This window comes from Novispirillum itersonii (genome assembly GCF_014205675.1).
Classification (GTDB): Bacteria; Pseudomonadota; Alphaproteobacteria; order Rhodospirillales; family Rhodospirillaceae; genus Novispirillum; species Novispirillum itersonii_A.
This window is the reverse complement of sequence record NZ_JACIIX010000001.1, coordinates 475,767-502,357: the sequence shown is the minus strand read 5'-3', so window position 1 is coordinate 502,357 and position 26,591 is coordinate 475,767. Positions and strand designations below refer to the sequence as shown.

The following is a 26,591-nucleotide window of genomic DNA, read 5'->3' as shown; positions in this document are numbered from 1 at the left end:
CGGCGCGCCGCGACACAGCGGGGGCGTCAGCCGGGAGGAAAAGCCGGTGCCCGTGGCACCGGATCAGATGTCGGGGAATGTCAGGTCCGCAGACGGACGGACAAACGCGCTTAACCTGGCCCTCAGTGAGGAACCAGGTTTGTAATTCGCGCAATGACCGCAACCAGAACCGGGCGGAGGGCCGGAGTGGTGACGGTGCCGCGGGCCATGGGGCGCTGCGTTGTCATAACCGCAACGTTAGCAAAGCCTGTGGTCCGGTGCAACCGGCTTGCACCACCGCCATCACGGAAGAAAAGCATGTGACCTTGCCGGGCAGGCGGCGTAAAAAGGCCGCCTTCGCCCGATCTGTCAGCGGATAGAGAAGCCCCATGTCCCTGCTGCGTTCCTTCACCACTGTCGGCGGCTATACCCTGCTGTCCCGCCTGACCGGTTTTGCCCGCGATATGCTGATCGCCAGCATGCTGGGGGCCGGGATGGTGGCGGATGCCTATTTCGTCGCCTTCAAGTTTCCCAACCTGTTCCGGCGGCTGTTCGCGGAAGGGGCCTTTTCGGCCGCCTTTGTGCCGATGTTCTCGGCAACGCTGGAAAAGGACGGCGAGCAGGCGGCGAAGGACTTCGCCAACCGCTGCTATGCCTTTCTGGCACTGGTGGTGGCGGTGTTTTCGGCGGTGATGATGATCGTCATGCCGTGGGCGATGTATGTGTTTGCCCCCGGCTTTACCGATGTGCCGGGTAAGCACGAGCTGGCGACCGAGCTGGCGCGGATCTGCTTCCCCTATCTGCTGTTCATCTCGCTCTGCTCGCTGGTGGCGGGGGTGCTGAATTCCCTTGGCCGGTTTGCGGCGGCGGCGGGCACGCCGATTCTGCTGAATGTGGTGTCGATGGCGGCGCTGCTCGGCCTCAGCCGGTTTACCGAAACTCCGGGCCATGCCTTGGCCTGGGGGACGGCCGCCGCCGGGGTGGCGCAGTTTGTCTGGCTGATGGCGGCGGCAAAGCGGGCCGGTTTTCTGCCGCGCCTGACCCGGCCCCGGCTGGATGATCAGGTGAAAACCCTGCTCAAGCGGATCGTGCCGGTGGCCTTCGGAGCCGGGATGTACCAGATCAGCCTGCTGATCGACACCATGCTGGCGTCGATGGTGTCGGACGGGGCGGTCAGTTACCTGTATTTCGCCGACCGGGTGAACCAGCTGCCGCTGGGGGTGGTCGGCATTGCTGTCGGCACCGCCCTGCTGCCGATCCTGTCGCGGCAGATCGCCGCCGGAGATATGAAGGGGGCATCGGACAGCCAGAACCGCTCCCTTGAGTTTGCCCTGCTGCTGACCCTGCCGGCCATGGCCGGGCTGATCGTGCTGGCGGACCCGATCATCCGGGTGCTGTTCCAGCGCGGGGCGTTCTCGGCGGAGGATGCGCAGGCCACTGCCGCCGCCCTGATGGCGTTCTCGGTCGGCCTGCCGTCCTATGTTCTGGTCAAGGTGTTCACCCCCGGATTCTTTGCCCGCGAGGACACCAGAACCCCGGTGCGGATCGCCTTGGGGTGTCTGGTGTTCAACGTGATCCTGAATGTGGCGCTGATGCAGGTGCTGGCCCATGTCGGCATTGCGCTGGCGACGGCGCTGGCCAGCGTGCTGAACGCTGCCCTGCTGGCCACCACCCTGATCCGTCGCGGCCATTACCGCTGGGATGACCGGCTGAAGGCGCGTCTGCCGCGCATTGTGGTGGCAACGCTGGCGATGACGGCGGTGCTGCTGGCCGGGCGCTGGCTGGCAGAGGGCCGGGTGCCGGATACCTCGGTGGCACAGGGGTTGCTGCTGGGCGGGCTGGTCGTGGCCGGGGGCATGGTGTTTGCGGCGATGGCGGTTGTGACCGGGGCGGTGCGCCGCAGTGATCTGGCCCAGTTCAAGGGGCTGCGCCGCCGTCCGGCCGGGGCGAAGGCGCCGTCTGATCCCGCCGCCGGTGGTGAAGGCTGAGGGAATGGGAAAAAGCCGGGGCTGCAACGCCTCGGCGGTTGATCCGGCCCGCCGGTTGCGGTATGCCGCAGGGGTTCCGGGCCCGTGTCCACAGCGCGGCCCTCCCCTTGGCATCAGAGTGATGACATGACGCGTATTTTCTCGGGCGCCCAGCCCACCGGCAACCTGCATCTCGGCAACTATCTCGGCGCCATCCGTAACTGGGTGCGGCTACAGAAGGAGCACGACGACTGCATTTTCTGCGTCGTTGACCAGCATGCGATCACCGTCTGGCAGGATCCGCAGGACCTGACCCGCGCCACCCGCGAGCTGACCGCCGCCTATATCGCCGCCGGGATTGATCCGGTGAAGAGCATCCTGTTCAACCAGTCGATGGTTCCGGCCCATGCCCAGCTGGCGTGGGTGTTCAACTGCGTCGCGCGGATCGGCTGGCTGAACCGCATGACCCAGTTCAAGGACAAGGCGGGCAAGAACCGGGAAAACGCGTCTGTCGGCCTGTATGTCTACCCCAACCTGATGGCGGCGGACATTCTGGTCTACAAGGCCACCCATGTGCCGGTCGGCGAAGACCAGAAGCAGCATCTGGAACTGACCCGCGACATCGCCGTCAAGTTCAACAACGATTTCGGGGCCGAGATCTTCCCGGTGCCGGAGCCGCTGATCCTTGGCGAAGCCACCCGGGTGATGAGCCTGCGTGACGGTGCCAAGAAGATGTCGAAGTCCGATCCGTCGGATTATTCGCGCATCAACATGACCGACGATGCCGACACCATTTCCCAGAAGCTGCGCAAGGCCAAGACCGATCCCGAGCCGCTGCCGGAAACGGTGGACGGTCTGGCGGGCCGCCCGGAAGCCGACAATCTGGTCACCATCTTCGCCGCCATGTCGGACCGCACCCGCGCCGACGTGCTGGCCGAGGTCGGCGGCATCCAGTTCTCCGACTTCAAGCAGCGTCTGACTGACCTGATGGTGTCGGTGCTGGGGCCGATCAATGCCGAGATGAAGCGCCTTCTGGCCGATCCGGCGGAAATTGACCGGGTCCTGCGCAGCGGGGCGGAACGGGCCAATGCCGTTGCCGAACCGATCCTTCAGGAAGTGCACCGCGCGGTCGGTTTCTACCGCCCGTAACCGGCCCCCGGACAGGGGAATAACCGGCGGTTATTGAAAGGGATTCCGGCTTCTGCATCGGCCGGAATCCCTTTACTGTATCCGGATCAGGGTGCGGTGCAGGGGCAAGGAAGGAAACCGGGCGCATGCAGATTTACCTGCCGATTGCCGAAATGTCGGTCAACCTGTTCCTGCTGCTGGCGATGGGGGGCGGGGTCGGCTTCCTGTCCGGCCTGTTCGGGGTTGGCGGCGGGTTTCTGCTGACACCGCTGATGATCTTTATCGGCATTCCTCCGGCGGTGGCGGTGGCGACCGTGGCCAACCAGTTTCTGGCCTCCTCGGTCTCCGGGGTTCTGGCGCACTGGCGGCGTGGCAACGTTGACGTCAAGATGGGGCTGGTGCTGATGGCCGGGGGGCTGGTCGGATCGGGTCTCGGGACCTGGGTCTTCAAGATCCTGCGCAGCCTTGGCCAGATCGATCTGGCGATTTCCCTCAGCTATGTGCTGTTTCTCGGCACCGTCGGCGGCCTGATGCTGACGGAAAGCCTGTCGGCGATGCGGCGGTCCCGCAAACCGGTCCCGGTGTCCCGTCCGTCGCCGGGACCTGACCACCATGAAAGCTGGATTCACCGCCTGCCGCTGAAAATGCGGTTCCGCAAATCCCGCCTGTATATCAGCGCCCTGCTGCCGCTGGCGGTGGGGATGGCAGTGGGGATTCTGGCCGCGATCATGGGGGTCGGCGGCGGTTTTGTGATGGTTCCGGCGATGATCTATCTGCTGGGGATGCCGACGCAGGTGGTGGTCGGGACCTCGCTGTTCCAGATTATTTTCGTCACCGCCAACACCACCTTCCTGCAATCAACCTTCAACCAGACCGTGGATGTGGTGCTGGCCCTGCTGCTGCTGCCCGGCGCGGTGATCGGGGCGCAGTACGGGGCGCGCTTCGGGTCCCGCCTGAAGGCGGAGCAGCTGCGGGTGCTGCTGGCCCTGCTGGTGCTGGGGGTCTGTCTGAAAATGGCTTTCGATCTGGTCACCCGCCCGGATGATCTCTACCTGCTGGCCGGGGGGATGCGATGATGGCGGACTGGCTGCGCCCTGCTCGGCTGCTTCTGGCGCTGCTGTTGGGGCTGGTAACCCTGCCGCTGGCGGCGGATGCCGCCTCCGGCCCCCGGGAACAGCCGCTGGTGGCGGATCTGTCAAAGCATCTGGTGGCGATCACCACCGGCTTTTCCGGCTCTGATGTGCTGCTGTTCGGCGCCACCGATGGCCCGGGCGACATCATTCTGGTGGTGCGGGGGCCGGTGACGCAGCAGATCATCCGCCGCAAGGGCAAGGTCGGCGGCCTGATGTGGGTTAATCAGGATTATGTGACGGTGGAGAATGCCCCGTCCTTCTATCATGTTGCCTCCACCCGGCCGCTGGAGGATCTGGTCGGCCCGGCGACGCTGGACCGGCACCAGATCGGCATGACCCATCTGGATCTGGAGATCGGCGACCTGACCCTTGGCGAGACCGAGGCGGAATTTAAATCCGCCCTGTTCCGGCTGAAGGAAGAGCAGGGCCTGTATTCCTATGCTCCGGGAGCCATCACCCAGCTTGCCAACCGGCTGTTCCGGTCGGAACTGCATTTTCCGTCCAATGTCCCGACCGGCACCTATCTGGTGGAAGTCTATCTGGTGCGCGACAATGATGTGGTGAATGCCGAGATCACCCCCTTGATTGTCGGTAAGGCCGGATTTGGGGCCGATCTGTACCTTTTTGCGCACGAACATGCGGCATGGTACGGCGTCGGGGCGATTCTGCTGGCGGTGGCCGCCGGCTGGACCGCCGGGGCGCTGTTCCGCCGCAGCTGAGGCCGCCGCCCGATCATCAGAGAAATGCTTAAGGAAACATCAGGATGACAGACATGCCAGCGGCTTCCGATACCATCCTGCGGACCTTTCTGGTCGTGGTGGATGAAACCGAGGAAATGCGGTCCGCCCTGCGCTATGCCTGCCAGCGGGCGCGGCACACCGGCGGGCAGGTGGCCTTGCTGCATGTGGTGCCGCCGCCGGAGTTCCAGCACTTTGCCGGGGTCGGCCGCCGGATGCAGGAGGAGGCCCGGCAGGCGGCGGAGGAACGGCTGACGGCTCTGGCGGGGGAGGTCTATGACATTTCCGGCCATACGGCGGCGCTCTACGTGCGGGATGGCAAGGCTGCCGATGAACTGATGGCCCTGCTGGATGAGGAACCGTCGATCACCGTGCTGGTGCTGGCGGCGGGGACCGGCCCCGATGGCCCGGGGCCGTTGATCTCTGCCCTGACCGGGCGGCTGTCCAGCCGTCTGCGCCTGCCGCTGACCATTGTACCGGGGGGCCTGAGCGACGGGGAGATCGACGCCGTCAGCTGAGTTCTTGCAATCGGACCAAATTAGTCCCATTTACCGTGTATCTTCCCCCGTTGCCGTCGGCGCTGTCCCGTGGCCCTGCCCCGATGGACCCGCAGACCAAAGAACAGAGAGAGCCGTCATGTTTATCCAGACTGAACCGACCCCGAATCCGGCCAGCCTGAAGTTCATCCCCGGCCGCGAGGTGATCAGCGGCGGGACGGTGGATTACCGCGCCGCCGAGGATGCGGCCTCTTCGCCGCTGGCCCTGCGCCTGTTTGATGTGTCCGGGGTGTCCGGGGTGTTTCTGGGGTCTGACTTCATCACCGTCACCAAGGCCGATGACCGCGACTGGGCGGTGCTGAAGCCGATGATCCTCGGCGCGATCATGGAGCACTATACGTCCGGCGAAGTGGCGGTCAGTGCCGGGGATGAGGAAGAATCGTTTGATCCGGCAGATGCCGAGATCGTCGAACAGATCAAGGAAATCATCGAGGCCCGGGTCCGTCCGGTGGTGGCCCGCGACGGCGGCGACATCGTTTTCAAGGGCTTCCGCGATGGCGTGGTGTATCTGAACATGCGCGGGTCCTGCTCCGGATGTCCGAGTTCTACGATGACGCTGAAGCACGGGATTGAAAATATGATGCGCCATTTCATCCCGGAAGTGCAGGCGGTGGAAGCAGTGCAGTAAGCCCCGAGTCGACGGGCTGGATTTCTCTAAAATCTGATCTTTCACTACTGATTCGATTTTCTGAACAGTTTCTTTTCAGGCCGGGGAACCGATGGTTTCCCGGCCTAATATTTGTGACCCATCGGCAACACCTGCCATGGAAATGCAGGGTTTCAGCAAGGGCTGGTTTCAGGAATTTCAAGGATCTAATTCCAGAACGGTTCTCAGATACCGATTGGCCGCCTGCGAAAGGGTTGACCGATTGGTCTGCCGCTTATAAGTACGCAGTGTCGATGCGCTTCGCCGATCTTTACGCGGGCCCATCGAATAGGGGGTTGAGATGACCCCCGCCAGCCGGGACCGACTGTCTTTCTTTCGCCACAGATGTGCGACAGACAGTGTCCCGACGGAGCCCTGCCCGATGCCAAAGGGCTCCACCAGTTCACGACGGCCAGAACGACGACGGGTTGAGTGGTTCGCCCCCGTTTAAGGCTATTGGGTCGGCGGCTTCAGTACATGGAGCATGATCAGGACATACGCCGCAGACCCCTGGTGAGGAGAGAAAGATGCATCAGGAGCCCTCTTTCCGGCGCCGCTACCGCATTTTTGATGTTGCCTCTTTAGGCATGGTCTGTGCGTGCGTGTCCGGTTTGTACGCTGCTGCTTTTACTGAAATGCTGGCCCCCGGCCAGACCGCCGGAGTGAGCGGTGTGGTCCCGGCCATGACCGAAGCCTCGGTGCCGTCGGCCCCGATTGCCCGGATGCTGGGTCTGATCCCCGATCCGGCCCGCCAGCATATTGAACGTGTTGCCCTGCCGGTCACCGGCCCGCAGGCCCTGACCCCGTCGCAGCGTCTTGATGCGCGGGCGACGGACCGCCTGTATGACCGGCTGTCTTACGGTCTCGATCTTGTCCGCTCCGAAGGCGCGGCGGTCCCGCGGGTGTATCTGAACAGCCTGCCGCGCGACCTGAAGCAGGTCGGCGATGCCGATCAGCGCAAGGATCTGTTCCTGCGGACCCTGCTGCCGGTTGTCCTGAAGGTGAATGAGGAAATCCAGCTCGACCGGGACCGGCTGAGCGGGATTATCCAGCGGTCGAAGGCCGGGCACCGCCTGCCGGATACCGACCAGCGCTGGCTGGATGTCAAGGCCCGGGAATACGGGCTGAAGCGGGCAGATCTGCGGCAGCTGGAACGGCGGATGGATAGTGTTCCGGCGTCTCTGGTGCTGGCGCAGGCCGCCGAGGAAAGCGGCTGGGGGACCTCGCAGGTGGCCCGTCATCATAATTCCCTGTTCGGCCATTCGGCGCTGGACGGCGATCCGGCGGCGATCAAGGCCTATAACCGGGGCGATGGCACCATGGTCCGCCTGAAGTCGTTCCCGACCATCGGCGATGCGGTGCGGGCCTATGTCACCAACCTGAACACCCATCAGGCCTATAACGACTTCCGGGCCGTCCGGGCCCAGCTGCGCAAGAAGGGGCAGGACCCCGACGGGCTGACGCTGGCCGGGACCCTGCTGGCTTACTCCGAACGCGGGCAGGCCTATGTGGAGACCCTGACCGGGCTGATCCGCAGCAACGATCTGGCAACCCTTGACCGGGCCCAGCTGTCCGATAAGCCGATTGAGGTGGCCAGCCTGCCGCAGACCCTGACAACCACCACCCAGTAAGGGCCGGTTTATACCGTCAGAATCAGAACGCCCCGTGCCGGTATCCCGGCCGGGGCTTCTGGTTTTGCGGGCCGGGCAATCAGCCCAGCCGGACGGCGGTGCCGCTGGCCAGCACCACCAGCATGGTCTTCTTGTCGCCGCCGATCACCTGATGGCTGAGGCTGATGCCGACGATGGCATCGGCCCCCAGCTGACCGGCCTGCTCGGCCAGTTCGGCCATGGCCTCGGACTTGGCATCGCGCAGGATCTGTTCGTAACTGCCGGAACGGCCGCCGACGATATCGCGGACCGAGGCAAAAAAGTCGCTGAACAGATTGGTGCCCATCACGGCTTCCGAGGTCACGACGCCAAGGTACTGGCGGACCGGACGGCCTTCGACGGTCGGGGTGGTGGTCATCAGCATAGACATATCGCGCTCCTGTCGGTGAGCGGTCATTGTCCCTCAGCGCCCGGTAAAGTCCAGCGACACCTTGCGGACTGCGGAGTCCGGGGCTGAGGCGGGACAATCCTGAAAATCCCGGTTTGTCATAAATCTGTCATGCGGTGTAAGCAGGGAGATCGTCTGGCCGGGGCCTTTCCTGATGTCTTTGTCTGTTTTTGCCGTCGTCCTGTTTGCCGCGGCCCTGCATGCCCTGTGGAATACCCTGCTGAAGGGCGGCGGGGACAAGATGCTCTCCGCCGTGCTGGTCACCGGCGGGGCTGCGGCCCTGTCCGCCTGTTTTCTGCCCTTCCTGCCGCTGCCGCACCCGGACAGCTGGCCGTGGCTGGCGGTCTCGGTGGGGTTGCAGGTGCTGTATTTCACCCTGCTGGCCCAGACCTACCGGATTGCCGACATGGGGCGGACCTATCCGCTGATGCGCGGGACCGCGCCGCTGCTGGTGGCGGTGACCGGAGTGGTGTGGACCGGGGAGACGCTGTCGGGATCCGGCTGGCTGGGGATCGGTGTGGTCTGTGCCGGGGTTCTGTCTCTGGCGTGGGGGCCGGTGCGGGGCGGGGGATCCCGGCAGGGGGCGGGCGTGGCGCTCGCCCTGCTGACGGCAGGGGTGATTGCCGCCTATACGCTGGTGGATGGCACCGGGGTCCGCCTGTCCGGATCGGCGGCGGCCTATACCCTGTGGCTGTCTCTGCTGACCGGGGTGCCGATGGTCGGCTGGGCCCTGTGTGTCCGGCGGCAGGCCCTGTGGCAGGCCCTGCGGCGGTCTCCGGCCCTGCCGCTGATCGGCGGCGGAGGGACGCTGGTGTCCTATGGTCTGGCGCTGTGGGCGATGACCGTCGCGCCGCTGGCGGTGGTGGCGGCGCTGCGGGAAACCTCGATTGTCTTTGCCCTGCTGCTGGCAGCGCTGCTGTTGAAGGAGCGCACCGGCCCGCGCCGGATTCTTGCCGGTGGCCTGATCTGTACCGGGGCCGCCCTGCTGCGGCTGGCCTGACAGGCCGGCTCCGGTCTCAGAGGGGCTTATCGGGATATTTGCAGACATCCCGCACCACACAGACCGGGCAGCGCGGTTTGCGGGCGATGCACACATAGCGTCCATGCAGGATCAGCCAGTGGTGGGCATGCAGGCGGTAGGGCAGCGGCACCAGTTTTTCCAGCTTGGTTTCCACCGCCAGAGGGGTTTTTCCCGGGGCCAGACCGCTGCGGTTGGACACCCGGAACAGATGGGTATCGACGGCGATGGTCGGCTGCCCGAAGGCGATGTTCAGCACCACATTGGCGGTTTTCCGGCCGACGCCGGGCAGGGTCTCCAGAGCGTCCCGGCGCTGGGGAACCTCGCTGCCGTAATGATCAATCAGCTGCCGCGACAGGGCGATGACGTTTTTGGCCTTGGTGTTGAACAGGCCGATGGTCTTGATGGCCTCGCGGACTTTCTCCTCCCCCAGTGCCACCATTTTTTCCGGGGTGTCGGCGACCTTGAACAGCGGGCCGGTGGCGCGGTTGACCCCTTTATCGGTGGCCTGTGCCGACAGCACCACCGCCACCAGCAGCGTATAGGGGTTCACATAGTCCAGCTCCCCCTTCGGTTCCGGGGTCTCGGCCTGTAGGGCGGCGAAAAACCGTTCGATCTCCGCCGCTGTCAGGGCAGACTGGCGGGGGGCGCGCTTGCGGGGGGCAGTGGTCTTCGGGGCTGTGGTCATGGGGCAGGTCTGGGACTCGGGGCAGAGGCAAGGGGATAATCCGGCAGCATAGCCCGTCTGCCCCGGCCAGCGGAAGCAAGAAGCGGGTGGGCCGCAGGGCTGACAGGCGGCACAGTCAAGGGGATCCCGATGCCGGGGCCCCGTTCCAGACAGGAGGCGTTGATGACCGTACCGCTGATGCCACAGACTGACCCGGCAGACGGGGAGACCTCTGACCTGTGGCAGGACTGCCGGGATTATCAGCGCATTGCCCGGGCCATTCATTGGCTGGAGGCCCGGCGGTTCGAGCAGCCGTCGCTGGACGAGGCGGCGGCGGCGGTTGGCCTGTCACCGTTTCATTTCCAGCGGCTGTTCACCCGCTGGGCCGGGGTCAGCCCCAAGCGCTTTGTCAGCTGGCTGACGTTGGACCATGCCCGTACTCTGCTGCGGCAGGCGACACCGGTGCTGGAAACGGCGCTGGATGTCGGCCTGTCCGGCCCCGGTCGGCTGCACGATCTGTGCGTCAGCCTGACGGCGGCGACTCCGGGGGATATTGCTTCCGGCGGGGCCGGGCTGGTGATCCGCGCCGGTTTGATTCCAACCCCTTTCGGTCCGGCTCTGGCGGCGATGACGCCCCGTGGCCTGTGTGCGCTGGAATTTCTGGAGGGGGCTGACGATCTGGACCGGCTGTGGCAGCAGATCCGGGCGGACTGGCCGGCGGCGGAGCTGATCCGCGATGACGGTGCGGTGCAGGGGGTGCCGGAGCGGCTGTTCCGGGTGCCGTTTATCCCGCAGTCCCCGTTGGAACCTTTAGCGGTGCTGGTGAAAGGATCCCCGTTTCAGGTGGCGGTCTGGGCGGCGCTGCTGCGGATCCCGGCCGGAACGCGGACGTCCTACGGCGCGGTGGCGGCGGCGATCGGGCATCCGGGGGCTTCGCGGGCGGTAGGGTCAGCGTTGGCCGGAAACCGCATCGGCTACGTCATTCCCTGCCACCGGGTGTTGCAGTCCAGCGGGGCTTTCCGCGCCTACCGCTGGGGCCGCGACCGCCGCCATGCCATCCTCGGCTGGGAAAGTGCCCGGCTTTCCGGTCAGAATGACGCCGGATTCCCGGAAAAACCGTTCTTATCGTGAGGGGTGGGGCCGTTTTCGGTCGCAAAACCGGTATGAACGTCCGCCGAAAACACTCTACGCTGGGTGGATCGATTCGGTTGTGGCAGGGAGACCGGTGATGTTGCGGGCGTATAGGGATCAGGCGCGGCCGGAAGACGGCAGCAGCGGCGAGCAGCCGTTTCCACTCCAGCGGCAGTTCCGGCGGCACATTCTGCCCCTGCTGCTGGTGGCGGTGGCGGTGCTGTCCGGGATGGTGGCCTGGACCACGTTGCGCCTGACCTCCGATCTCTACTTACAGGCCGCCAAGCAATATGCGCAGATGGTCGTCAGCCGGATCCAGCAGGACGACCCTCAGGCCTGGGCTGCGGTGATCAGCCATGACCCGCGCCGGGGCAGCATCGATCCGGCGGTGGTGGCCCGCTTACAGGCGGTGCTGGTGTCGTTTCTGGGGGAGGAACGGTTGGGGCGCCTGAAGCTGTTCGACCGTCATGGGCAGGTTCTGTTCAGCTATTCTCCGGAGGATGTCGGGACCTTTGAGGTCAACGATATCCTGCGGGAGGTCAGCCTGACCGGGGACGCCAGGATCTCCTTTGACGGGGAGGATGGCAAAACCGACGTTTACGATTCCTATATCGCCATCACCGATGCCGACGGCCGGACACAGGTGGTGATGGAGCTGTTCGAGGCGGCGGATTACGTCAATCCGCTGCTGCTGCGGACGGTTGCCGCCGCCGCCCTGCCTCCGGCGCTGCTGTTGCTGGGGCTGGTGGTGCTGCTGTCGCGGCTGGTCGGGCAGGCCCAGCAGGAGATCGACAGCCGGACCGGCACCCTGACAGCGCTAAAGCGGCGTCTGGAGACGCTGGTGTCTTCCCATGCGCTGGGCGCGGTGGAAAAAGCCGGGGATGATGCGGTGATCTCCCGGGTGATGGATGCGACCCTGTTTTATTCCGACGTGGTCGATTTCACCGGCTATTCGGAAAGTCATCCGCCGCAGGAGGTGGTCGGGTTCCTCAATGCCCTGATGACCGTGCAGGTGGAGGAAATCCAGCGCTTCGGCGGCGATGTCGATAAAATGATCGGTGATGCCGTTCTGGCGGTGTTTGAAGGGGCTGACCGGGCAGAGCGGGCCATTGCCTGCGCGCAGTCTGTTCTTCAGGTTCTGGCCGCCCGGCCGGAGCTGCCGAGGGCGATCCGGATCGGGATCCATGACGGCTACGTCATTGCCGGGGCGATCGGTCCGGCCCATCGCCGGGATTTCACGGTGATCGGCGACAGCGTCAATGTCACCGCCCGCCTGTGTGGCCTCGGGGCGGCGGGGGAAGTTGTCACCGACAGCCCGACCGTGGCCCGGGCCGGGCATCCGGCAGGGTTCAGCCCGCCGGAGGAACAGATGGTCCGGGGCCGGAGCGAACCGGTGCGGGTCCGCCGCTGGCGGGTTGATCCGGCGGCGGAGGCACAGGCGGACTGGCCGGTCTCAGTTCAGGCCGAGAACATCCATCATTGAATACAGTCCGGGGCTGCGGCCATCGGTCCAGCGGGCGGCACGGACAGCCCCCTTGGCGAAGACGCCACGGTTGCTGGCCTTGTGGGTCAGCTCCACCCGCTCGCCATCGGCGGCGAAGATCACGGTGTGGTCGCCGACCACATCGCCGCCGCGCAGGGTGGCAAAGCCGATCTTCCCGGCCTCACGCGGGCCGGTGACGCCGTCGCGGACGGTTTCCTTGACGGCATCCAGATCCACGCCGCGCCCCCTGGCGGCAGCCCGGCCCAGTCCGAGGGCGGTGCCCGACGGGGCATCAACCTTGTGGCGGTGGTGCATCTCGACGATTTCGATGTCGTAGTCGATGCCCAGCGTGGCCGCCACCTGCTGGGTCAGGGCGAACAGCAGGTTGACGCCGACGCTCATGTTCGGGGCCATCATGATGACGGTCGAGGCGGCGGCGGCGGTGATAGCGGCGGTCTGGTCCGCCGACAGGCCGGTGGTGCCGACCACCAGCGCGGTGCCTGTTTCCGCCGCCAGCCGGGCGTGGGCAACGGTGGCGGCGGGCGAGGTGAAATCAATCACCGCGTCGGCGGCGGCAAACACGGCGGCGACATCCTCGGTGATGCTCAGCCCGGAGGCGGGCAGACCGGCCAGCAGGGCCGGGTCAGACCCAAGGAACGGCGATCCCGCCGGTTCGGTGCCCCCGGCCAGCGTGCAGCCGTCTGCGGCGTGAATTTCCTGAACCAGCATCCGGCCCATCCGGCCGGCACATCCCATGACAGCGATCTTCATGCTCAAGGACTCCTGAACAGTACGGGCCATCGGCCCCGGCGGAACACGCGGGGACACCCCCGGAGTGCGAAACAGGCCCCGCCCGGGTGGGCGGAGCCTGCAATCAGAAGATCCGTCCCGGTGCGGTGGCACCGGCCCGGATCAGGTATGTTTGTTGCCCATGCGGCGGATCTGGCGGTGCAGCGGACGGAACCGCTCCAGATAGGCCGGCAGGTGGGCCGAGGTGTGTTCCGGCACAATCCCGAAGGCTTCCAGACCCGGCAGGGTTCCGGTGACAACGTTGTCCCGTTCCATCTGGCGGACCATGTCCGGGGTCAGCGGCGGCACCGGCAGGAACTGGAGAACCAGCGCCTGAATCTTGGCAACGATCATCGGCACCGGCACGACGCAGCGGTTGCGGCGGGTCTCGAACGACACCTGTTGCAGCACTTCCCGCATGGAATAGACCTGCGGGCCGCCGAGTTCGTAGGTTTTGCCACGCAGACCGGCGTCGGTCAGGGTGGCAACCATGGCGCTGGTGACATCGCCGACATAGACCGGTTGCAGCTTCATGCCGCCACGGCCGTAGAAGTCGATTTCCGGCAGGCCGTTGGCCCCCTTGCGCAGGGCCGGGGCATCGGTGGTGAAGTACGGCAGCACCGGGAAGGCGCGGGCCATGGCCCCGAACAGGTTATAGAACCCGTCTTCGGTCCCGAAAATCACCGACGGGCGGAAGATGGTGGCCCCGGGGAAGGCGGCGCGGACCTGCTCTTCCCCTTCGGCCTTGCTGCGGGCATAGGCGGACGGGCTGTCCTTGGCGGCGCCAAGGGCACTCATCTGAATGAACTGGCTGGCCCCGGCCTCGCGGGCGGCGCGGGCAATCGCGGCGGCGGCGTCGGTATGGATCGCCTTGAAAGTGCGGCGGCCGCGTTCGTAGAGGATGCCGACCAGATTGATCACCACCTCGGCCCCGGCGACGGCGCGGCGGATGGACTCCTGATGGGTGACATTGGCGGTGACGCAGGACACCTGCCCCAGATCGCCCAGCGGCTTCAGAAACTTGGCCCCTTCGGCATCGCGGACGGCTACGCGCACACGCCAGCCCTGTTCGACCAGCTTTCTGACCAGATGGCGACCGACGAAGCCGGACCCGCCAAAGACCGTGACAAGACGTTCGGCCATAGTTCCTAACACTCCCTCTGCTCTCGTTCCCGCACCCGCTTCCGGCCTTCCTGATCCGGCCGCTGCTCCTTCAGGCATTGCTGACCGGGGCAGGGTGTTCAGACAGGATAATTGAGTCTCGGATTTTGATGTCCGGGCATGGAATGGCGCAACCTGTCACATCCGGGGATCTGACGCAACAGGCTGCACGCGTGGCTGGCGACAGAATACAGGGCGGGCGGCGTTTTATGGCAAGGGCTGTTCCCGGAGGCTCCGCCGGGGCCTCCGGGGAGGGGGACAGGAAAAATGAAAGATTTTGAAAAAAGGTGTTGACGGGGATGGGTTATCCCTCTAAAAACCGCCTCCACCAAGACACGGCGTTCCGGAAACGGCGCTGACGCAAAACGGAAAAAGCGGGAAACCGCAGGATCTGAAAAGCGACAGAAAGCAGTCCGGTGCAGGTGTTGGCCCCTTGCCCAGGTGGCGGAATTGGTAGACGCGCAGGTTTCAGGTACCTGTGGCCGAAAGGTCGTGGAAGTTCGAGTCTTCTCCTGGGCACCAATCTCTCGCAGAGAGATTGTCTGAAAGTGGGTTAACCCTGTGGCTGGCCGTGTTGGCCCCTTGCCCAGGTGGCGGAATTGGTAGACGCGCAGGTTTCAGGTACCTGTGGCCGAAAGGTCGTGGAAGTTCGAGTCTTCTCCTGGGCACCATTCCTCTGGTTTCGGCCAGACCGGAAAGTCCGTTTGATCAGTTTTCGTGCATGCCGGAAGGCAGCGGGGACCGATCAAGCGGATTTTTTGTTTTCAGGCCTCGGCGGATGGCCCACCGTCCCGTTTTCCGGTGAGTCTGTTGCCCGTTCCGCGCTGTTTTCAGTTTTGTCAGCGCGGCGTTCGCGCCATACTCCGCGCCGGAATTGTATCGGGGCCGGCCTGTGTTCCCGCCCGCCTGTGATCCTGATTATGGGACCCGATTATGTGGAGTTCTCCCGGATGACCGTTCATTATCATAAGGGCGACCTGCCTGCCGACGTGACCTTTACCGGCGCGGTGGCCGTTGACAGCGAAACCATGGGGCTGTCGCTGGTCCGTGACCGTCTGTGCGTTGTGCAGCTGTCCGGCGGCGACGGGGTGGCGCATGTGGTGCAGGTCGGTGGGGCGCTGGGGTATGACTGCCCGAACCTGAAGAAGGTGCTGGCCGATCCGTCCCTGCTGAAGATTTTCCACTTTGCCCGCTTTGATGTGGCGATGGTCAGCAAGTATCTGGGCATCACCTGCGCCCCGGTCTACTGCACCAAGATCGCGTCGAAGCTGACGCGGACCAACACCGACCGCCACGGCCTGAAGTATCTGTGTTCCGACCTGCTGGGGGTGGAGCTGAGCAAGGAACAGCAGACCTCTGACTGGGGGACGGACGGCGACCTGACCCCGCAGCAGCTGACCTATGCGGCGTCGGACGTGCTGTACCTGCACGCCCTGAAGGACCGGCTGGATGCCCTGCTGGCCCGGGAAGGCCGGACCGAGATCGCGCAGGCCTGTTTCCGCTTCCTGCCGACCCGCACCGCCCTCGATCTTCTCGACTGGGAAGACATCGACATTTTCGCGCACTGATCCGGGGAGCCCGGACCGGGAACAGGGTTTTGCTTGATCCCGGTTCCGGCCCGACCCATATCGGTCAGGCCCGGCGGGGGCTGTGCCCCCGGTGGATCCGGGCTGCAACAGGACGCCGTAACAGGAAAGAGTGATCCGTGACTTCCCCAGACGTTTCCGCGCAAACCCCGGCTGACCGTGATCTGGCATCGGCCCGGCGGACCCTGTCGGTTGAGATTGACGGGCTGGTGGCCCTGCGGGACGGCCTGAATGGCGAGTTCGCCCGGGCCGTGGCGATTCTGGCGGCCATTTCCGGCCGGGTGATCGTCTCGGGCATGGGCAAGAGCGGGCATATCGGCTGCAAGATCGCCGCGACGCTGGCCTCAACCGGGACGCCGTCGTTCTTTGTGCATCCGGCGGAAGCCAGCCATGGGGATCTGGGGATGATCACCCGCGATGATGCGGTGATTGCCCTGTCGAATTCCGGGGAAACGCCGGAACTCGCGGACATTATCGCCTATTGTCGCCGGTTTTCGATTCCGTTGATTGCCATCACCAGCCGGGGCGGCAGCACGCTGGCCCAGTCCGCCGACTGTGCGCTGATCCTGCCGGGCTTCACCGAGGCCTGCCCGAATGGTCTGGCCCCGACCACTTCGACGACCCTGACGCTGGCGCTGGGGGATGCCCTCGCCGTGGCTCTGCTGGAGCGGATCGGGTTTTCAGCGCAGGATTTCAAGGTTTTTCATCCGGGTGGAAAGCTGGGCAAGAAGCTGCAACGGGTGGCCGACCTGATGCACGGCCCGGACTCCCTGCCGCTGTGCCAGCCTGATACCCCGATGTCGGAAGCGCTGATGGTGATGACCGGTAAAAGCTTCGGCTGCACCGGGGTGGTGGATGAGGCCGGGTTGCTGGTCGGGGTGATCACCGACGGTGATCTGCGTCGCCATATGAACGACAATCTGGTGCGCAGCCGGGCGGCCGATATCATGACCCGCGCGCCCAAGCATGTGCCGCCGATGATGGTGGCGGCCGAGGCCCTGCGCCTGATGAACGACGGCAAGGTCACCGGCCTGTTCGTGGTCGATGAGGGGCGTCCGGTCGGCTTCCTGCATGTGCATGACCTGCTGCGGGCTGGCGTTGCATGATGCGGCGCGGGGGGGCATCGCCGTATTCCCGTCTTGTCGCCACCCTGAAGGTGGCGCTGCCGACGCTGGCGGTGGTGCTGCTGTCGCTGGTGGTGGTCTGGCCGCAGCTGAACGCGGGGCCGGATAAGTCCTCGCCGCTGACCTTTGCCCGCCTTGCTGCTCCGCAGCAGCAGACCCAGACCATGCTCGACGCCCGCTATCATGGCACGGACGGATCCAATCAGCCGTATACGGTGACGGCGGAAATGGCCAAGGAGACCGAGCCGGGATCCCATAAGGTCCGCCTGACCCGGCCCCGGGCCGATATCACCCTGCGCTCCGGGGCATGGGTGCTGCTGGAAGCGGACGAGGGCCTGTATGATCAGGCCTCGCAGGTGTTGGAACTGAGCGGAACAGTTAACGTTTTCCATGATGCGGGATACGAAATGCATACGACCCGCCTGCTGGTTGACATGGCCAAAAGTGAGGTGACCGGACCTGAGCCGGTGACCGGGCGGGGTCCGCGCGGAGAACTGTCCGGGCAGGGGCTGCGGATCACCGAGGCCGGGAAAGTGGTGGCGGTGACCGGAAAAAGCCGTCTTCTGGGGTCTTCTGCGGCCTCTTCACCCAAAAAGGTGGAGCCGAAAAAGGTGGAGGAGAAGCCCGCCTCCGCCACCCAACCGAAGAAAGCCTCGGGAAAATGAAGACGGCTTTCTGTACACTGCGGTGCAGCCGTCATGGCTGGGGAAACCGTTCCGGGATCAGGGGAGGGCGCATGCGCCGCATCACCGTTGCTGCTGTCAGCCTGTGGGCTGCACTCGTTACTGTGCCGGGCGCCGTTCTGGCGCAGGGGCTGGATCTTGGCCGGGGCGGCGGTGGGCCGATTGAGGTTCTGGCGGATGACGGGATCGAATGGCAGCAGCCGAAGAAGCAGTTCATCGCCCGGGGGAACGCGCAAGCGATCCGCGGCGGGGTGACGGTCCGGGCCCCGATGCTGGTCGCCCACTACCGGGATACCGATGGCAGCGCGACGGATATCGAGGTGCTGGAAGCCAGCGGTGGCGTGACCATTTCCTCTGCCTCGGAGCAGGCCAGCGGCCGCCGGGCGGTTTATACCGTTGCCACCGGTATGCTGGTTCTGTATGGCGACGGCAGCCCGGTTTCTCTGGTGACCCGCACCGAGACCGTGGTGGCCAAGGACCGCATCGAATACGACACCAAGGCCCAGAAGGCGGTGGCCTATGGCGGGGCCAGCGTGAAAAAAGCCGATAAGACCCTGACGGCGGAAACCCTGATCGCCTATATGGAAGAGCTGAACGGCAAGACCGATCTGCGCCGGGTTGAAGGCGTCGGGGAGGTGGTGATTGTGACGGCCAAGGAAACGGCACGGGGTTCGCAAGGCAATTATGATGCCAAAACGGGTATCGCCACCCTGACCGGATCGGTTACAATCACCCGTGATCAGAATGTGCTGACCGGCAACCGCGCGGTTGTGAACATGAACAGCGGTCTGTCGACCCTGTACGGCGGCGGTGGGGACGGGACCCGGGCCCGCGCCTATCTGGTGCCGCAGGAGAAAGACAAAGGCAAGCCCGCAGCGGCTGCCCCGAAAGCGCCGTAAGGCTGCCCGGGGCAGTGGGTTCCCCGGGGTTCGGGCCGGGGCCGGTGCTGGCGGACGCGGATAAACAACAGCGGACCGGAGACTGCCGGGCCGACGAAGAATGCAGACTGTGGTGCCCTGCCATCCCTGACGGGAGCGGGCGGTGCCGGTCAGGGTTGGGGATGAAGACGGATCGTGACCACAGGTGTCGCCACTGCTGCCGAACAGGAAACCGGGCTGTATATTCGTAACATCGGCAAGCGTTACAAACGGCGCCCGGTGCTGCGTGATGTGTCCCTGTACGTGCGCCGGGGCGAGGCCGTCGGGCTGCTGGGCCCCAATGGGGCGGGTAAAACCACCTGTTTTTACTGCGTTACCGGCCTGATTACCCCGGACTCCGGGAATATCGAACTGGATGGCGAGGATATCACCGCCCTGCCGATGTACCGGCGGGCCCGGCTCGGGGTCGGCTATCTGCCGCAGGAAGCCTCGATTTTCCGGGGTATGACGGTCGAAGACAATATCCGCACGATTCTGGAGGTCTGCGAAAGCGACCTGGAGCGGCGGGAAACCATGCTGGAAGAGCTGCTGTCGGAGTTTTCCGTCTCGCACCTGCGGCGGGCCTCGGCCCTGTCGCTGTCGGGGGGGGAGCGCCGCCGGGTGGAAATTGCCCGGGCGCTGGCCTCCAGCCCGCATTTTATTCTGCTGGATGAACCGCTGGCCGGGATTGACCCGATTGCGGTGGGGGAAATCCGTGATCTGGTGGCCCACCTGAAAGACCGGGGACTCGGGGTGCTGATCACCGATCATAACGTGCGGGAGACGCTGGATATCATCGACCGGGCCTACATCCTGTATGAAGGAACGGTGATGAAGGAAGGAACTCCGGCGGATATCGTTGCGGATGAAGGAGTCCGCCGGGTGTATCTCGGCGACCGTTTCAGTCTGTAGGGCGTCACGCCTGTGGCCGGTATGGGGCGGTCAGGCATGTTTTGTCGCATCGCTTTTGCGCAAAGCCGGAGGCCACTTTTGCGCACGATGCTTTAAGCCGCTGCCGGTGTACCATCACTGACAGCGCGGAGAGGACGGAATGGCACTGCAACCAAGGCTTGATCTACGGCAGGCGCAGACGCTGGTGATGACACCGCAGTTGCAGCAGGCCATTAAGCTGTTGCAGCTGTCGAATCTGGAACTGACCGCTTTTGTCGAGCAGGAACTGGAACGCAACCCGATGTTGGAGCGGGACGAGCGTCCGGCCGAAAGCTTCGAGGACCGGGTCCCGGCCGAGCAGCGCCGGGATGCTGATACCGGGGTCGTGGTGGATCAGGACCCCGGACGGGGGGCCGATGCGCCGCTGGATGTGGAAATCGACAACTCCTACGATGAAGGCAGCCCTTACGAAGGCCCCTCCTATGACCCGGATACCAGTCTGGGCAGCTGGGACAGTGCGGGCAGCGGCGGACGGTCTGATTTCTCCGGTGATGAACGGGCGTTCGATGAGACGCTGGCCCAGTCGGTCAGCCTGCGCGATCATCTGATCGAACAGCTGGAGCTGGATATCTCCAGCCCGGCGGATCGCATGGTCGGGATGGCCCTGATCGATTCCCTTGATGATGCCGGCTGGCTGGTGGCGGATCTTGAGGAGATCGCTGATGGCCTTGGCACCACCCGGGCGCATGTGGAAGCGGTGCTGGCACGGGTGCAGAAATTTGACCCGTCCGGGCTGTTCGCGCGCTCGCTGAAGGAATGTCTGGCCTTACAGCTGGCGGACCGCAACCGGCTGGATCCGGCGATACAGTGCCTGCTCGATCATCTGGATCTGCTGGCCCGCCGCGATTACACCAGCCTGATGCGCCTGTGCCGGGTGGATGTGGACGATATGCAGGACATGATCGGCGAGATCCGGGCGCTGGATCCGAAACCGGCGGTGCGGTTCGGTGGCGGCCCGGCGGAGCCGGTGGTGCCGGATGTGCTGGTCCGGCCCGGCCCTGGGGGAGATGGACTGGACGGGGCGTGGATCATTGAGCTGAATCCCGACACCCTGCCCCGCGTGCTGTTGAACAACCGTTATTATGCCCGGGTCAGCCGGGCGGCCTCCCGCGAGGACAAAAGCTTCATCACCGAAACGTTCCAGACCGCCAGCTGGCTGGTCAAGGCGCTGGATCAGCGGGCCAATACTATCCTGAAAGTGTCGACGGAAATCATCCGTCAGCAGAACCGGTTTCTGGAAATCGGGGTCGGCGGGCTGCGCCCGCTGATCCTGCGGGATATTGCCGAGGCCGTGGACCTGCATGAAAGCACGGTCAGCCGGGTGACCAGCAACAAGTATATCGCCACCCCCCGGGGGGTGTTCGAGCTGAAATATTTCTTCACGCAGGCGATCAACGCCGCCGATGGCGGCGATGCCCATTCGGCGGAGGCGGTCCGCCACCGTATCAAGGCCCTGATTGATGCGGAGAGTCCGGACGCGATTCTCTCCGACGATACGCTGGTGGAGATCCTGCGGACGGAAGGGATCGAGATTGCCCGACGGACAGTCGCCAAGTATCGGGAAGGGATGAAAATTCCGTCCTCGGTGCAGCGGCGGCGCGAAAAATCGGTAAAGGGTTTGCTCAAAACGCGGTAAAATTCGGTCAGGCCCGACTGTATTCCGGTTGACCGCCGATGGCTTCCCCCGTAAGGTCCCGCGCTTTGTGAGGACCTGCCTGCGGAACGCTGTAGGGTGGCCTGCCGGGAACGCCCGACATCCGGGGTCGCGGAACCGGGGGGAAGGGATCCGCCAAGAGGACAGCCCAATGATCATGTAAAGACAGGGGACCACGTGATCATCGGACTCACGTGTATGCAGCAGGTCGCGATACCCGCAGGGGCCGCATCTGCCGCACCGCCGGAAGCATGCGGGCAGGGGTCCGCTGTGGTCCGGTTGATCTGGCAGAGGCCGGGGCCTGTTCGTGGGCTTGCGGGGTCTGTCGCCTTACGAATGCCGGTTCCGGATTGCCCGGGGGGCCGGACAAGAAGCCGAAGAGGGCTTGGAATGGATATCACCACGCTGGTCAGTCCAGAAAACGTCATTCCGAATCTGAAAGCGACGTCGAAGAAGCAGGCCCTTCAGGAGCTGGCCCGACACGCGGCACAGATCACCGGACTGAACGAACGGGCTGTTTTCGACGTGCTGCTGGACCGGGAGCGTCTGGGGACCACCGGGGTTGGCAATGGCATTGCGATCCCCCACGGTAAGCTGGCGGCCCTGCCGCGCCTGTTCGGGGTGTTTGCCCGTCTGGAGCGGCCGATTGACTTTGAGGCGATCGACGAGCAGCCGGTTGACCTGATTTTCCTGCTGCTGGCGCCGGAGTCTGCCGGGGCGGATCACCTGAAGGCCTTGGCCCGGGTGTCGCGCCTGCTGCGCGACCGCAGCATGTGTGAAAAGCTGCGGGCCACCAGCACCGCCGATGCGCTGTATGCGCTGCTGGCCGCCAGCGAAGCGCAGGCTGCCTGAGGCTTTTTCAGTGCGATTGTCATACAGAACGCCGGATCATCAGGTCCGGCGTTTTTGCTGTTGGGGTCTTTCCGTTTGCACCCGCCACCGCCCTGCCTTACCGTTTACGTTAACGGAAAGAGTGGGAGGGCAATATGTCCGATTTCGAACCAAAGAATCCGGCGTGGCGGGCCAGTGTGGCCGCCAGTTTTGCCAGACAGGGGTTCATGAGCCTGATCGGTGCTGTTCTGGAAGATGCTCCGGCAGGAGCCTGCCGGATCCGGTTGCCGTTCCGGGCTGAGTTAAGCCAGCAGCATGGCTTTTTCCATGGCGGGGTGATCGGGACACTGGCAGACAATGCCGGGGGGTTTGCGGCGGCCTCGCTGGTTGCGGAAGGGACGGAGGTTCTGACCGTCGAATACAAGCTGAACATCATCGCCCCGGGCGAAGGGGATGCGCTGGTGGCCGAAGGCAGCGTGATCAAAAACGGGCGTAGCCTGATCATCACCCGGGTGGACATTTATGGGGAACGGGCCGGGCGGCGGACACTGTGCGCCATTGCCCAGCAGACCATCATGCCGCTGGCCGCCCACCGGGTTGCCCGATAACGCCTGACGCGTAAGGCCAGCGGGGAGAGATTCCCTGCCGTCCGTCGCGGGCATGAAAAATCCCCCGGGTCACGGCCCGGGGGATGCTTCTGTAAGGGGCTGTCTGAAAGGTTACAGGGCCCGCATCTGACCAAGGAAGACCTCAACCGCCTTGTCCAGTTCCCGGGCCTCCCGGCCGCAGGATGGTAGACGTTCCGTGCACGGCATCCGCCGACAGGGCTGTTTCTCCGGCATCGCGGGCAACATCGGCGATGTTGGCGCTGACCATCCGGGTGCCGGAGGCGGCTTCCTGCACGTTACGGCTGATCTCGCGGGTGGTGACGCCCTGTTCTTCAACCGCTGCGGCAATCGTCTGCGAGATGTGGTCGATATGGCCAATGATTGAGCCGATCTGTTCCGTCACCGACACCACCTGTCCGGTGGCTTTCTGCACATCGCTGATCTGCCGGGCGATTTCGTCGGTGGCTTTGGAGGTCTGGCTGGCCAGTGCCTTCACCTCGTTGGCGACCACCGCAAAGCCCTTGCCCAGTTCCCCGGCGCGGGCGGCCTCAACCGTCGCATTCAGGGCCAGCAGGTTGGTCTGGTTGGCGATATTGGTGATCAGCTCAACCACTTCCCCGATGTTGCGGGCGGCGGCATTCAGGCTCTGGATGGTGGCCTTGGCCTGACCGGCCTCTGACACCGCCTGTTGGGTCATGGTGGCGGCGTCAGCGACGCTGCGGGTGATCTCGTCAATGGAGACGGTCAGCTGTTCCCCGGCCTGCGCGACGGCACTGACGTTGCTGCCGGCCTCTTCAGCGGTGCTGGCGACAATGGCGCTGCGCGACCGCATGTTTTCTGCGGTTTCGGTCATCGCCGCGGCGGCGGACTGAACCTGTTCCGCCGCTTCGGTCACCGAGCTGGCAATGTTGCGGACCTTGCTCTCAAATTCATCGGCCAGCGAAACGCTGCGGGTAACGTCATACCAGTTGACCATGACGCCGATCAGGCTGCCGGTATCCGACCGGATCGCGGTGGCGTGCAGGTCCAGCATGGCCGGGCCGAGGGGCAGGCGTTGACGCTGCGCCGTTTCGGTGGAGGCCCGCACCATGTCCATCAGGGTGGAGCCAATGCCGCTGAACACCGACAGCGGCTGTCCGGTCAGGGTTGCGGCCGGGCAGCTGAGATACTCTCCGAGGCTGTTCAGGAAGGCTTCGGCAGCACCGTTGACGTAGGTGATCTGCCCGTCCTGCGTACACAGCAGCACACTGGTCGGCTGGGTCTCGACCATCTGCTTCAGGCGGAAGGCATCGCTGACGGAAACCTGTAGGCCGACGAGGGCGGCGGCCATCTGGCCGATTTCGTCCCGGCTGCTGGCCTTGGGGAGCACAATGTCTGTTTCGCCCCGGGCGAGGGAGACCAGAGCCTTGGTGACAGCGACAATCGGGCGGGAAATGGTCCCCGCCAGCAGCCACGCACCGATCAGCCCCAGCGTAATGGCGATCACACCGGTCAGCACACCGGCCTGCTTCATGGCGAAAATGCTGGCTTCCGCTTCTGTCCGGGGGACTTCGGCCACCAGAGACCAGGTTTCCCCGCTCAGCGAAAAGCGGACCGGCACCACCTGAAACATGGTGTCGGTGAAGCCGTCCGGCCACGGCAGGTTCAGGGTCTGCCCGGCCTTGGCGGCATCAAGGATCGCGGTGGGAACCTGTTCAGCGGTGGCGGGCTTGCCAAGACGGTCGTGATCCCAGTGGCTGACGTAGGTCCCGGCACTGTCGAGCAGGAAGATGCGGCCGGACTTGAAAATCCGCACCTTTTCCAGGCGTTCCTGAATCTGGGCCAAGGCAATATCAATGCCGATAACGGCAGTCGGTCGGGCACCCAGCTTTACCGGCACAGTCACCGAGGTCATCATGATGTTGACGTAGGGGTCAACATAAGGGGCGACCACGGTCCGCTTGCCGGTGGTGGCGGGCAGTTTGTAGAAATCGCTGTCCCAGTCGTTGGTTGCGGTTGGCTCGGTGAAGGCTTCTTGTGCCTGTCCGTCCTTGCGGGTGTAGAAAGGGACAAAGGCCCCCTCCAGATCATAGGCGGGTTTCCCGGCAAATTCGGCATCGCGGTCATCAAGGGACCCGACCGGGGCCAGAATCCAGGTGGCGAACAGGCCGGGCTCGTCTGCCAGCACCCGCAGGGTGTGGTGCATGATCTGCGCGCGGTCGATGCTGCCCAGTTCCGCCTGAAACGTGATGAAATTGGCGAGCTGGATCGCCCGTTGCATGGCACCGTCCACGAAGGCGCTGACGTGGCTGGCTTCCTGTGCGCTGGCATCGGAGACCGCCTGCGCGGCATTCTGGCGCAGGGAGGCCGAGGCCTCCAGCACCAGGGAAATCCCGGTGGCGATACAGGCGGTGATCATCAGAATGCCGATGAGAACGGTCAGGCGGTTCTTCAGCCCGACCCCGATCTTGTGCATCCGTCCGTGAGTGGTATCCGTGGCGATCCCGGTCTTTGTCATAGCAGCGCCCCCGTATGTGCTGCGCGCCCGCCTTTTTGTGATGCGGTTGCTGCGTCTCTGTCCGCTGTCTTCCGATAGCAACCTGCCCGTGGCTGGTGTCGGTGGCGGACTCTGATGTGTGTGCCCGAAGGACCCGGCGTGTGCAGCCGCCTGACAGGCCCTTCTCCCACGTTTGATAATACCCTCTGGGGCAGGACTTGGAAAGACGCAGATTTGCAATACGCAACGGCCCGGCAGTGATGCCGGGCCGAATTCGCGGGAGAGGGCAGAAAACAGGCGGAGTGTCAGCGTACAGATGCTTTTCTCTGAAGCACCAGAATATTGCCGATCAGCACTAAAATCAGACCAAGAACGGCCGGGGGCGTCCACTGATACCCTTCAAAGACGGTGGAGAGACCGAGGGCAATGATCGGATAGAGGACCGAGGCGTAGGAGGCCCGGGCCGGACCGATCCGCCCGACCAGAGTCAGATAGGCACCAAAAGCGAGAATAGAGGCGACCAGCGACAGGTACAGCAGGCTGCCGACATACTCCGGGGTCAGTGCGAAGGAGAACGGTGTTCCGGTGGCCGCCCCCAGCAGGACGGTCAGGGCAGTGCCATAGGCCATGGCATAGGCATTGGTCTGGAGCACCGGCAGGCCTGACTTCTGGTTAAAGGCGGACAGGGTCAGGCTGAAGGCAACGCAGACCGTACCGCCAAGGGCCAGCAGCACGCCCTTGGTGCCGGTGTCGGACAGCGAGAAATGGCTGACTTCCGGCCAGAAGACGGCGGCGATCCCGCACAGGCCCATCAGCACCCCCGCCACCAGTCGGGCATCCAGTCTTTGGCCAAGGAACAGCACGCCCAGGACAAGGTTGAACAGGATGACGGTGGAGGAAGCCACAGCCAGCAGGCCGCTGGTCAGATAGAGGGCGGCAGAATAAAACAGGAAGTAATTGAGGGTGAACATCAGGAAACCCTGCGCCACCATGCGCAGATGCTGGACCCGGTTGAAGCGCAGGGAATGACCGCGCAGCAGACACCAGCCGAACAGTAGCAGAGCCGCCAGACCAAAGCGGTAGGAAACGGAGGCCAGAACCTCAACCCCCGCACCGACCTGTAGTTTCAGGCCGATCCAGCTGGTTCCCCAGATGGCGACAACGGCGGTGTAGAGGCCAAGATTGCCCGAGCCCGATGTGGTGGTGCCGGTGAGTGGCTGGGGGGCGGCGGTCGAAGGGGCGCTGGCCTGAGACATAACGGGGGAGTCCTGAGTGGAAAGAGCACTGTGATGACTATCCGGGCTTCT

At 64.5% G+C, this 26,591-nt stretch carries 24 protein-coding genes and 2 tRNA genes; 20 read left to right on the top strand and 6 right to left on the bottom strand.

Features of this window, described 5'->3' with window-relative positions; all coding sequences use genetic code 11:
- Window positions 1–368 precede the first annotated feature (368 nt).
- The 7 genes from murJ (at window position 369) to FHS48_RS02325 (ending at window position 7,778) form a co-directional block, all read left to right on the top strand.
- The gene (gene murJ / locus FHS48_RS02355) at window positions 369–1,967 is read left to right on the top strand and encodes a murein biosynthesis integral membrane protein MurJ (protein WP_184260904.1); all 1,599 of its coding nucleotides are present in this window, start codon (window positions 369–371) and stop codon (window positions 1,965–1,967) included.
- Window positions 1,968–2,093: 126 nt separating this feature from the next.
- On the top strand, window positions 2,094–3,095 hold the full coding sequence (trpS, locus tag FHS48_RS02350; protein WP_184260902.1) for a tryptophan--tRNA ligase: 1,002 nt from the start codon (window positions 2,094–2,096) through the stop codon (window positions 3,093–3,095).
- A 125-nt stretch (window positions 3,096–3,220) separates the two neighbouring features.
- Window positions 3,221–4,150 (top strand): sulfite exporter TauE/SafE family protein, encoded by a 930-nt coding sequence (locus FHS48_RS02345; protein WP_184260900.1) that lies wholly within the window; start codon window positions 3,221–3,223, stop codon window positions 4,148–4,150.
- Window positions 4,150–4,926, top strand: a complete 777-nt coding sequence (locus FHS48_RS02340) for a TIGR02186 family protein (RefSeq protein ID WP_184261377.1) — start codon at window positions 4,150–4,152, stop codon at window positions 4,924–4,926. Before FHS48_RS02345 ends, FHS48_RS02340 begins: the two co-directional genes overlap by 1 nt.
- Window positions 4,927–4,979: 53 nt before the next feature.
- Window positions 4,980–5,462, top strand: a complete 483-nt coding sequence (locus FHS48_RS02335; RefSeq protein WP_260402288.1) for a universal stress protein — start codon at window positions 4,980–4,982, stop codon at window positions 5,460–5,462.
- 118 nt (window positions 5,463–5,580) lie between these two features.
- Window positions 5,581–6,129 (top strand): NifU family protein, encoded by a 549-nt coding sequence (locus tag FHS48_RS02330; RefSeq protein ID WP_184260895.1) that lies wholly within the window; start codon window positions 5,581–5,583, stop codon window positions 6,127–6,129.
- 620 nt (window positions 6,130–6,749) lie between these two features.
- Entirely contained in the window at window positions 6,750–7,778 is a 1,029-nt protein-coding gene (locus tag FHS48_RS02325) for a glucosaminidase domain-containing protein (protein WP_184260892.1), read from the top strand.
- 79 nt (window positions 7,779–7,857) lie between these two features.
- Here FHS48_RS02325 and FHS48_RS02320 read toward each other — a convergent pair whose 3' ends face one another.
- The gene (locus FHS48_RS02320; RefSeq protein WP_460926097.1) at window positions 7,858–8,187 is read right to left on the bottom strand and encodes a YbjQ family protein; all 330 of its coding nucleotides are present in this window, start codon (window positions 8,185–8,187) and stop codon (window positions 7,858–7,860) included.
- Between the two features lie 172 nt (window positions 8,188–8,359).
- Between FHS48_RS02320 and FHS48_RS02315 the strand changes: the two genes are divergently transcribed.
- Window positions 8,360–9,205 (top strand): DMT family transporter, encoded by an 846-nt coding sequence (locus tag FHS48_RS02315; protein WP_184260889.1) that lies wholly within the window; start codon window positions 8,360–8,362, stop codon window positions 9,203–9,205.
- A gap of 16 nt (window positions 9,206–9,221) precedes the next feature.
- Here FHS48_RS02315 and nth read toward each other — a convergent pair whose 3' ends face one another.
- On the bottom strand, window positions 9,222–9,911 hold the full coding sequence (gene nth / locus FHS48_RS02310; protein WP_184260886.1) for an endonuclease III: 690 nt from the start codon (window positions 9,909–9,911) through the stop codon (window positions 9,222–9,224).
- A gap of 162 nt (window positions 9,912–10,073) precedes the next feature.
- Between nth and FHS48_RS02305 the strand changes: the two genes are divergently transcribed.
- Window positions 10,074–11,021, top strand: a complete 948-nt coding sequence (locus tag FHS48_RS02305) for a methylated-DNA--[protein]-cysteine S-methyltransferase (protein WP_221443313.1) — start codon at window positions 10,074–10,076, stop codon at window positions 11,019–11,021.
- Between the two features lie 97 nt (window positions 11,022–11,118).
- On the top strand, window positions 11,119–12,504 hold the full coding sequence (locus FHS48_RS02300; RefSeq protein WP_184260883.1) for an adenylate/guanylate cyclase domain-containing protein: 1,386 nt from the start codon (window positions 11,119–11,121) through the stop codon (window positions 12,502–12,504).
- On the opposite strand, the gene dapB is transcribed toward FHS48_RS02300, so the two are convergent.
- Window positions 12,475–13,275, bottom strand: a complete 801-nt coding sequence (gene dapB, locus FHS48_RS02295) for a 4-hydroxy-tetrahydrodipicolinate reductase (RefSeq protein ID WP_184260880.1) — start codon at window positions 13,273–13,275, stop codon at window positions 12,475–12,477. The genes FHS48_RS02300 and dapB overlap by 30 nt on opposite strands.
- 141 nt (window positions 13,276–13,416) lie before the next feature.
- Window positions 13,417–14,436, bottom strand: coding sequence for a complex I NDUFA9 subunit family protein (locus tag FHS48_RS02290; protein WP_184260877.1), 1,020 nt, complete (start codon window positions 14,434–14,436; stop codon window positions 13,417–13,419).
- Between the two features lie 453 nt (window positions 14,437–14,889).
- Here FHS48_RS02290 and FHS48_RS02285 point away from each other — a divergent pair.
- The 10 genes from FHS48_RS02285 to FHS48_RS02240 all read left to right on the top strand — a co-directional run bounded on the left by FHS48_RS02285 (window position 14,890) and on the right by FHS48_RS02240 (window position 22,808).
- Window positions 14,890–14,976: transfer RNA gene (locus FHS48_RS02285), tRNA-Leu, on the top strand.
- A gap of 62 nt (window positions 14,977–15,038) precedes the next feature.
- A tRNA-Leu gene (locus tag FHS48_RS02280) sits at window positions 15,039–15,125 on the top strand.
- A gap of 279 nt (window positions 15,126–15,404) precedes the next feature.
- Complete coding sequence (locus FHS48_RS02275) at window positions 15,405–16,022, top strand: ribonuclease D (RefSeq protein ID WP_184260874.1); 618 nt, start codon at window positions 15,405–15,407, stop codon at window positions 16,020–16,022.
- A 137-nt stretch (window positions 16,023–16,159) separates the two neighbouring features.
- On the top strand, window positions 16,160–17,146 hold the full coding sequence (locus FHS48_RS02270; RefSeq protein ID WP_184260871.1) for a KpsF/GutQ family sugar-phosphate isomerase: 987 nt from the start codon (window positions 16,160–16,162) through the stop codon (window positions 17,144–17,146).
- The gene (gene lptC, locus FHS48_RS02265; protein WP_184260868.1) at window positions 17,143–17,829 is read left to right on the top strand and encodes an LPS export ABC transporter periplasmic protein LptC; all 687 of its coding nucleotides are present in this window, start codon (window positions 17,143–17,145) and stop codon (window positions 17,827–17,829) included. The genes FHS48_RS02270 and lptC overlap by 4 nt, the downstream gene beginning before the upstream one ends.
- Window positions 17,830–17,900: 71 nt before the next feature.
- On the top strand, window positions 17,901–18,746 hold the full coding sequence (locus FHS48_RS02260; RefSeq protein WP_184260865.1) for an LptA/OstA family protein: 846 nt from the start codon (window positions 17,901–17,903) through the stop codon (window positions 18,744–18,746).
- A 174-nt stretch (window positions 18,747–18,920) separates the two neighbouring features.
- Complete coding sequence (gene lptB, locus FHS48_RS02255) at window positions 18,921–19,676, top strand: LPS export ABC transporter ATP-binding protein (protein ID WP_184260861.1); 756 nt, start codon at window positions 18,921–18,923, stop codon at window positions 19,674–19,676.
- A 139-nt stretch (window positions 19,677–19,815) separates the two neighbouring features.
- Window positions 19,816–21,351 (top strand): RNA polymerase factor sigma-54, encoded by a 1,536-nt coding sequence (gene rpoN, locus FHS48_RS02250; protein WP_184260858.1) that lies wholly within the window; start codon window positions 19,816–19,818, stop codon window positions 21,349–21,351.
- Window positions 21,352–21,759: 408 nt separating this feature from the next.
- Window positions 21,760–22,221, top strand: coding sequence for a PTS IIA-like nitrogen regulatory protein PtsN (ptsN, locus tag FHS48_RS02245; RefSeq protein ID WP_184260855.1), 462 nt, complete (start codon window positions 21,760–21,762; stop codon window positions 22,219–22,221).
- 134 nt (window positions 22,222–22,355) lie between these two features.
- Window positions 22,356–22,808: a PaaI family thioesterase gene (locus FHS48_RS02240; protein WP_184260852.1), complete on the top strand. Its 453-nt coding sequence runs from the start codon at window positions 22,356–22,358 to the stop codon at window positions 22,806–22,808.
- 142 nt (window positions 22,809–22,950) lie between these two features.
- Here FHS48_RS02240 and FHS48_RS02235 read toward each other — a convergent pair whose 3' ends face one another.
- Both FHS48_RS02235 and FHS48_RS02230 read right to left on the bottom strand, forming a co-directional pair.
- A complete protein-coding gene (locus FHS48_RS02235) occupies window positions 22,951–25,305 on the bottom strand; it encodes a methyl-accepting chemotaxis protein (protein WP_184260849.1) in 2,355 nt (784 codons plus the stop codon).
- Window positions 25,306–25,589: 284 nt separating this feature from the next.
- On the bottom strand, window positions 25,590–26,540 hold the full coding sequence (locus tag FHS48_RS02230; protein WP_184260846.1) for a DMT family transporter: 951 nt from the start codon (window positions 26,538–26,540) through the stop codon (window positions 25,590–25,592).
- Between the last annotated feature and the right edge of the window lie 51 nt (window positions 26,541–26,591).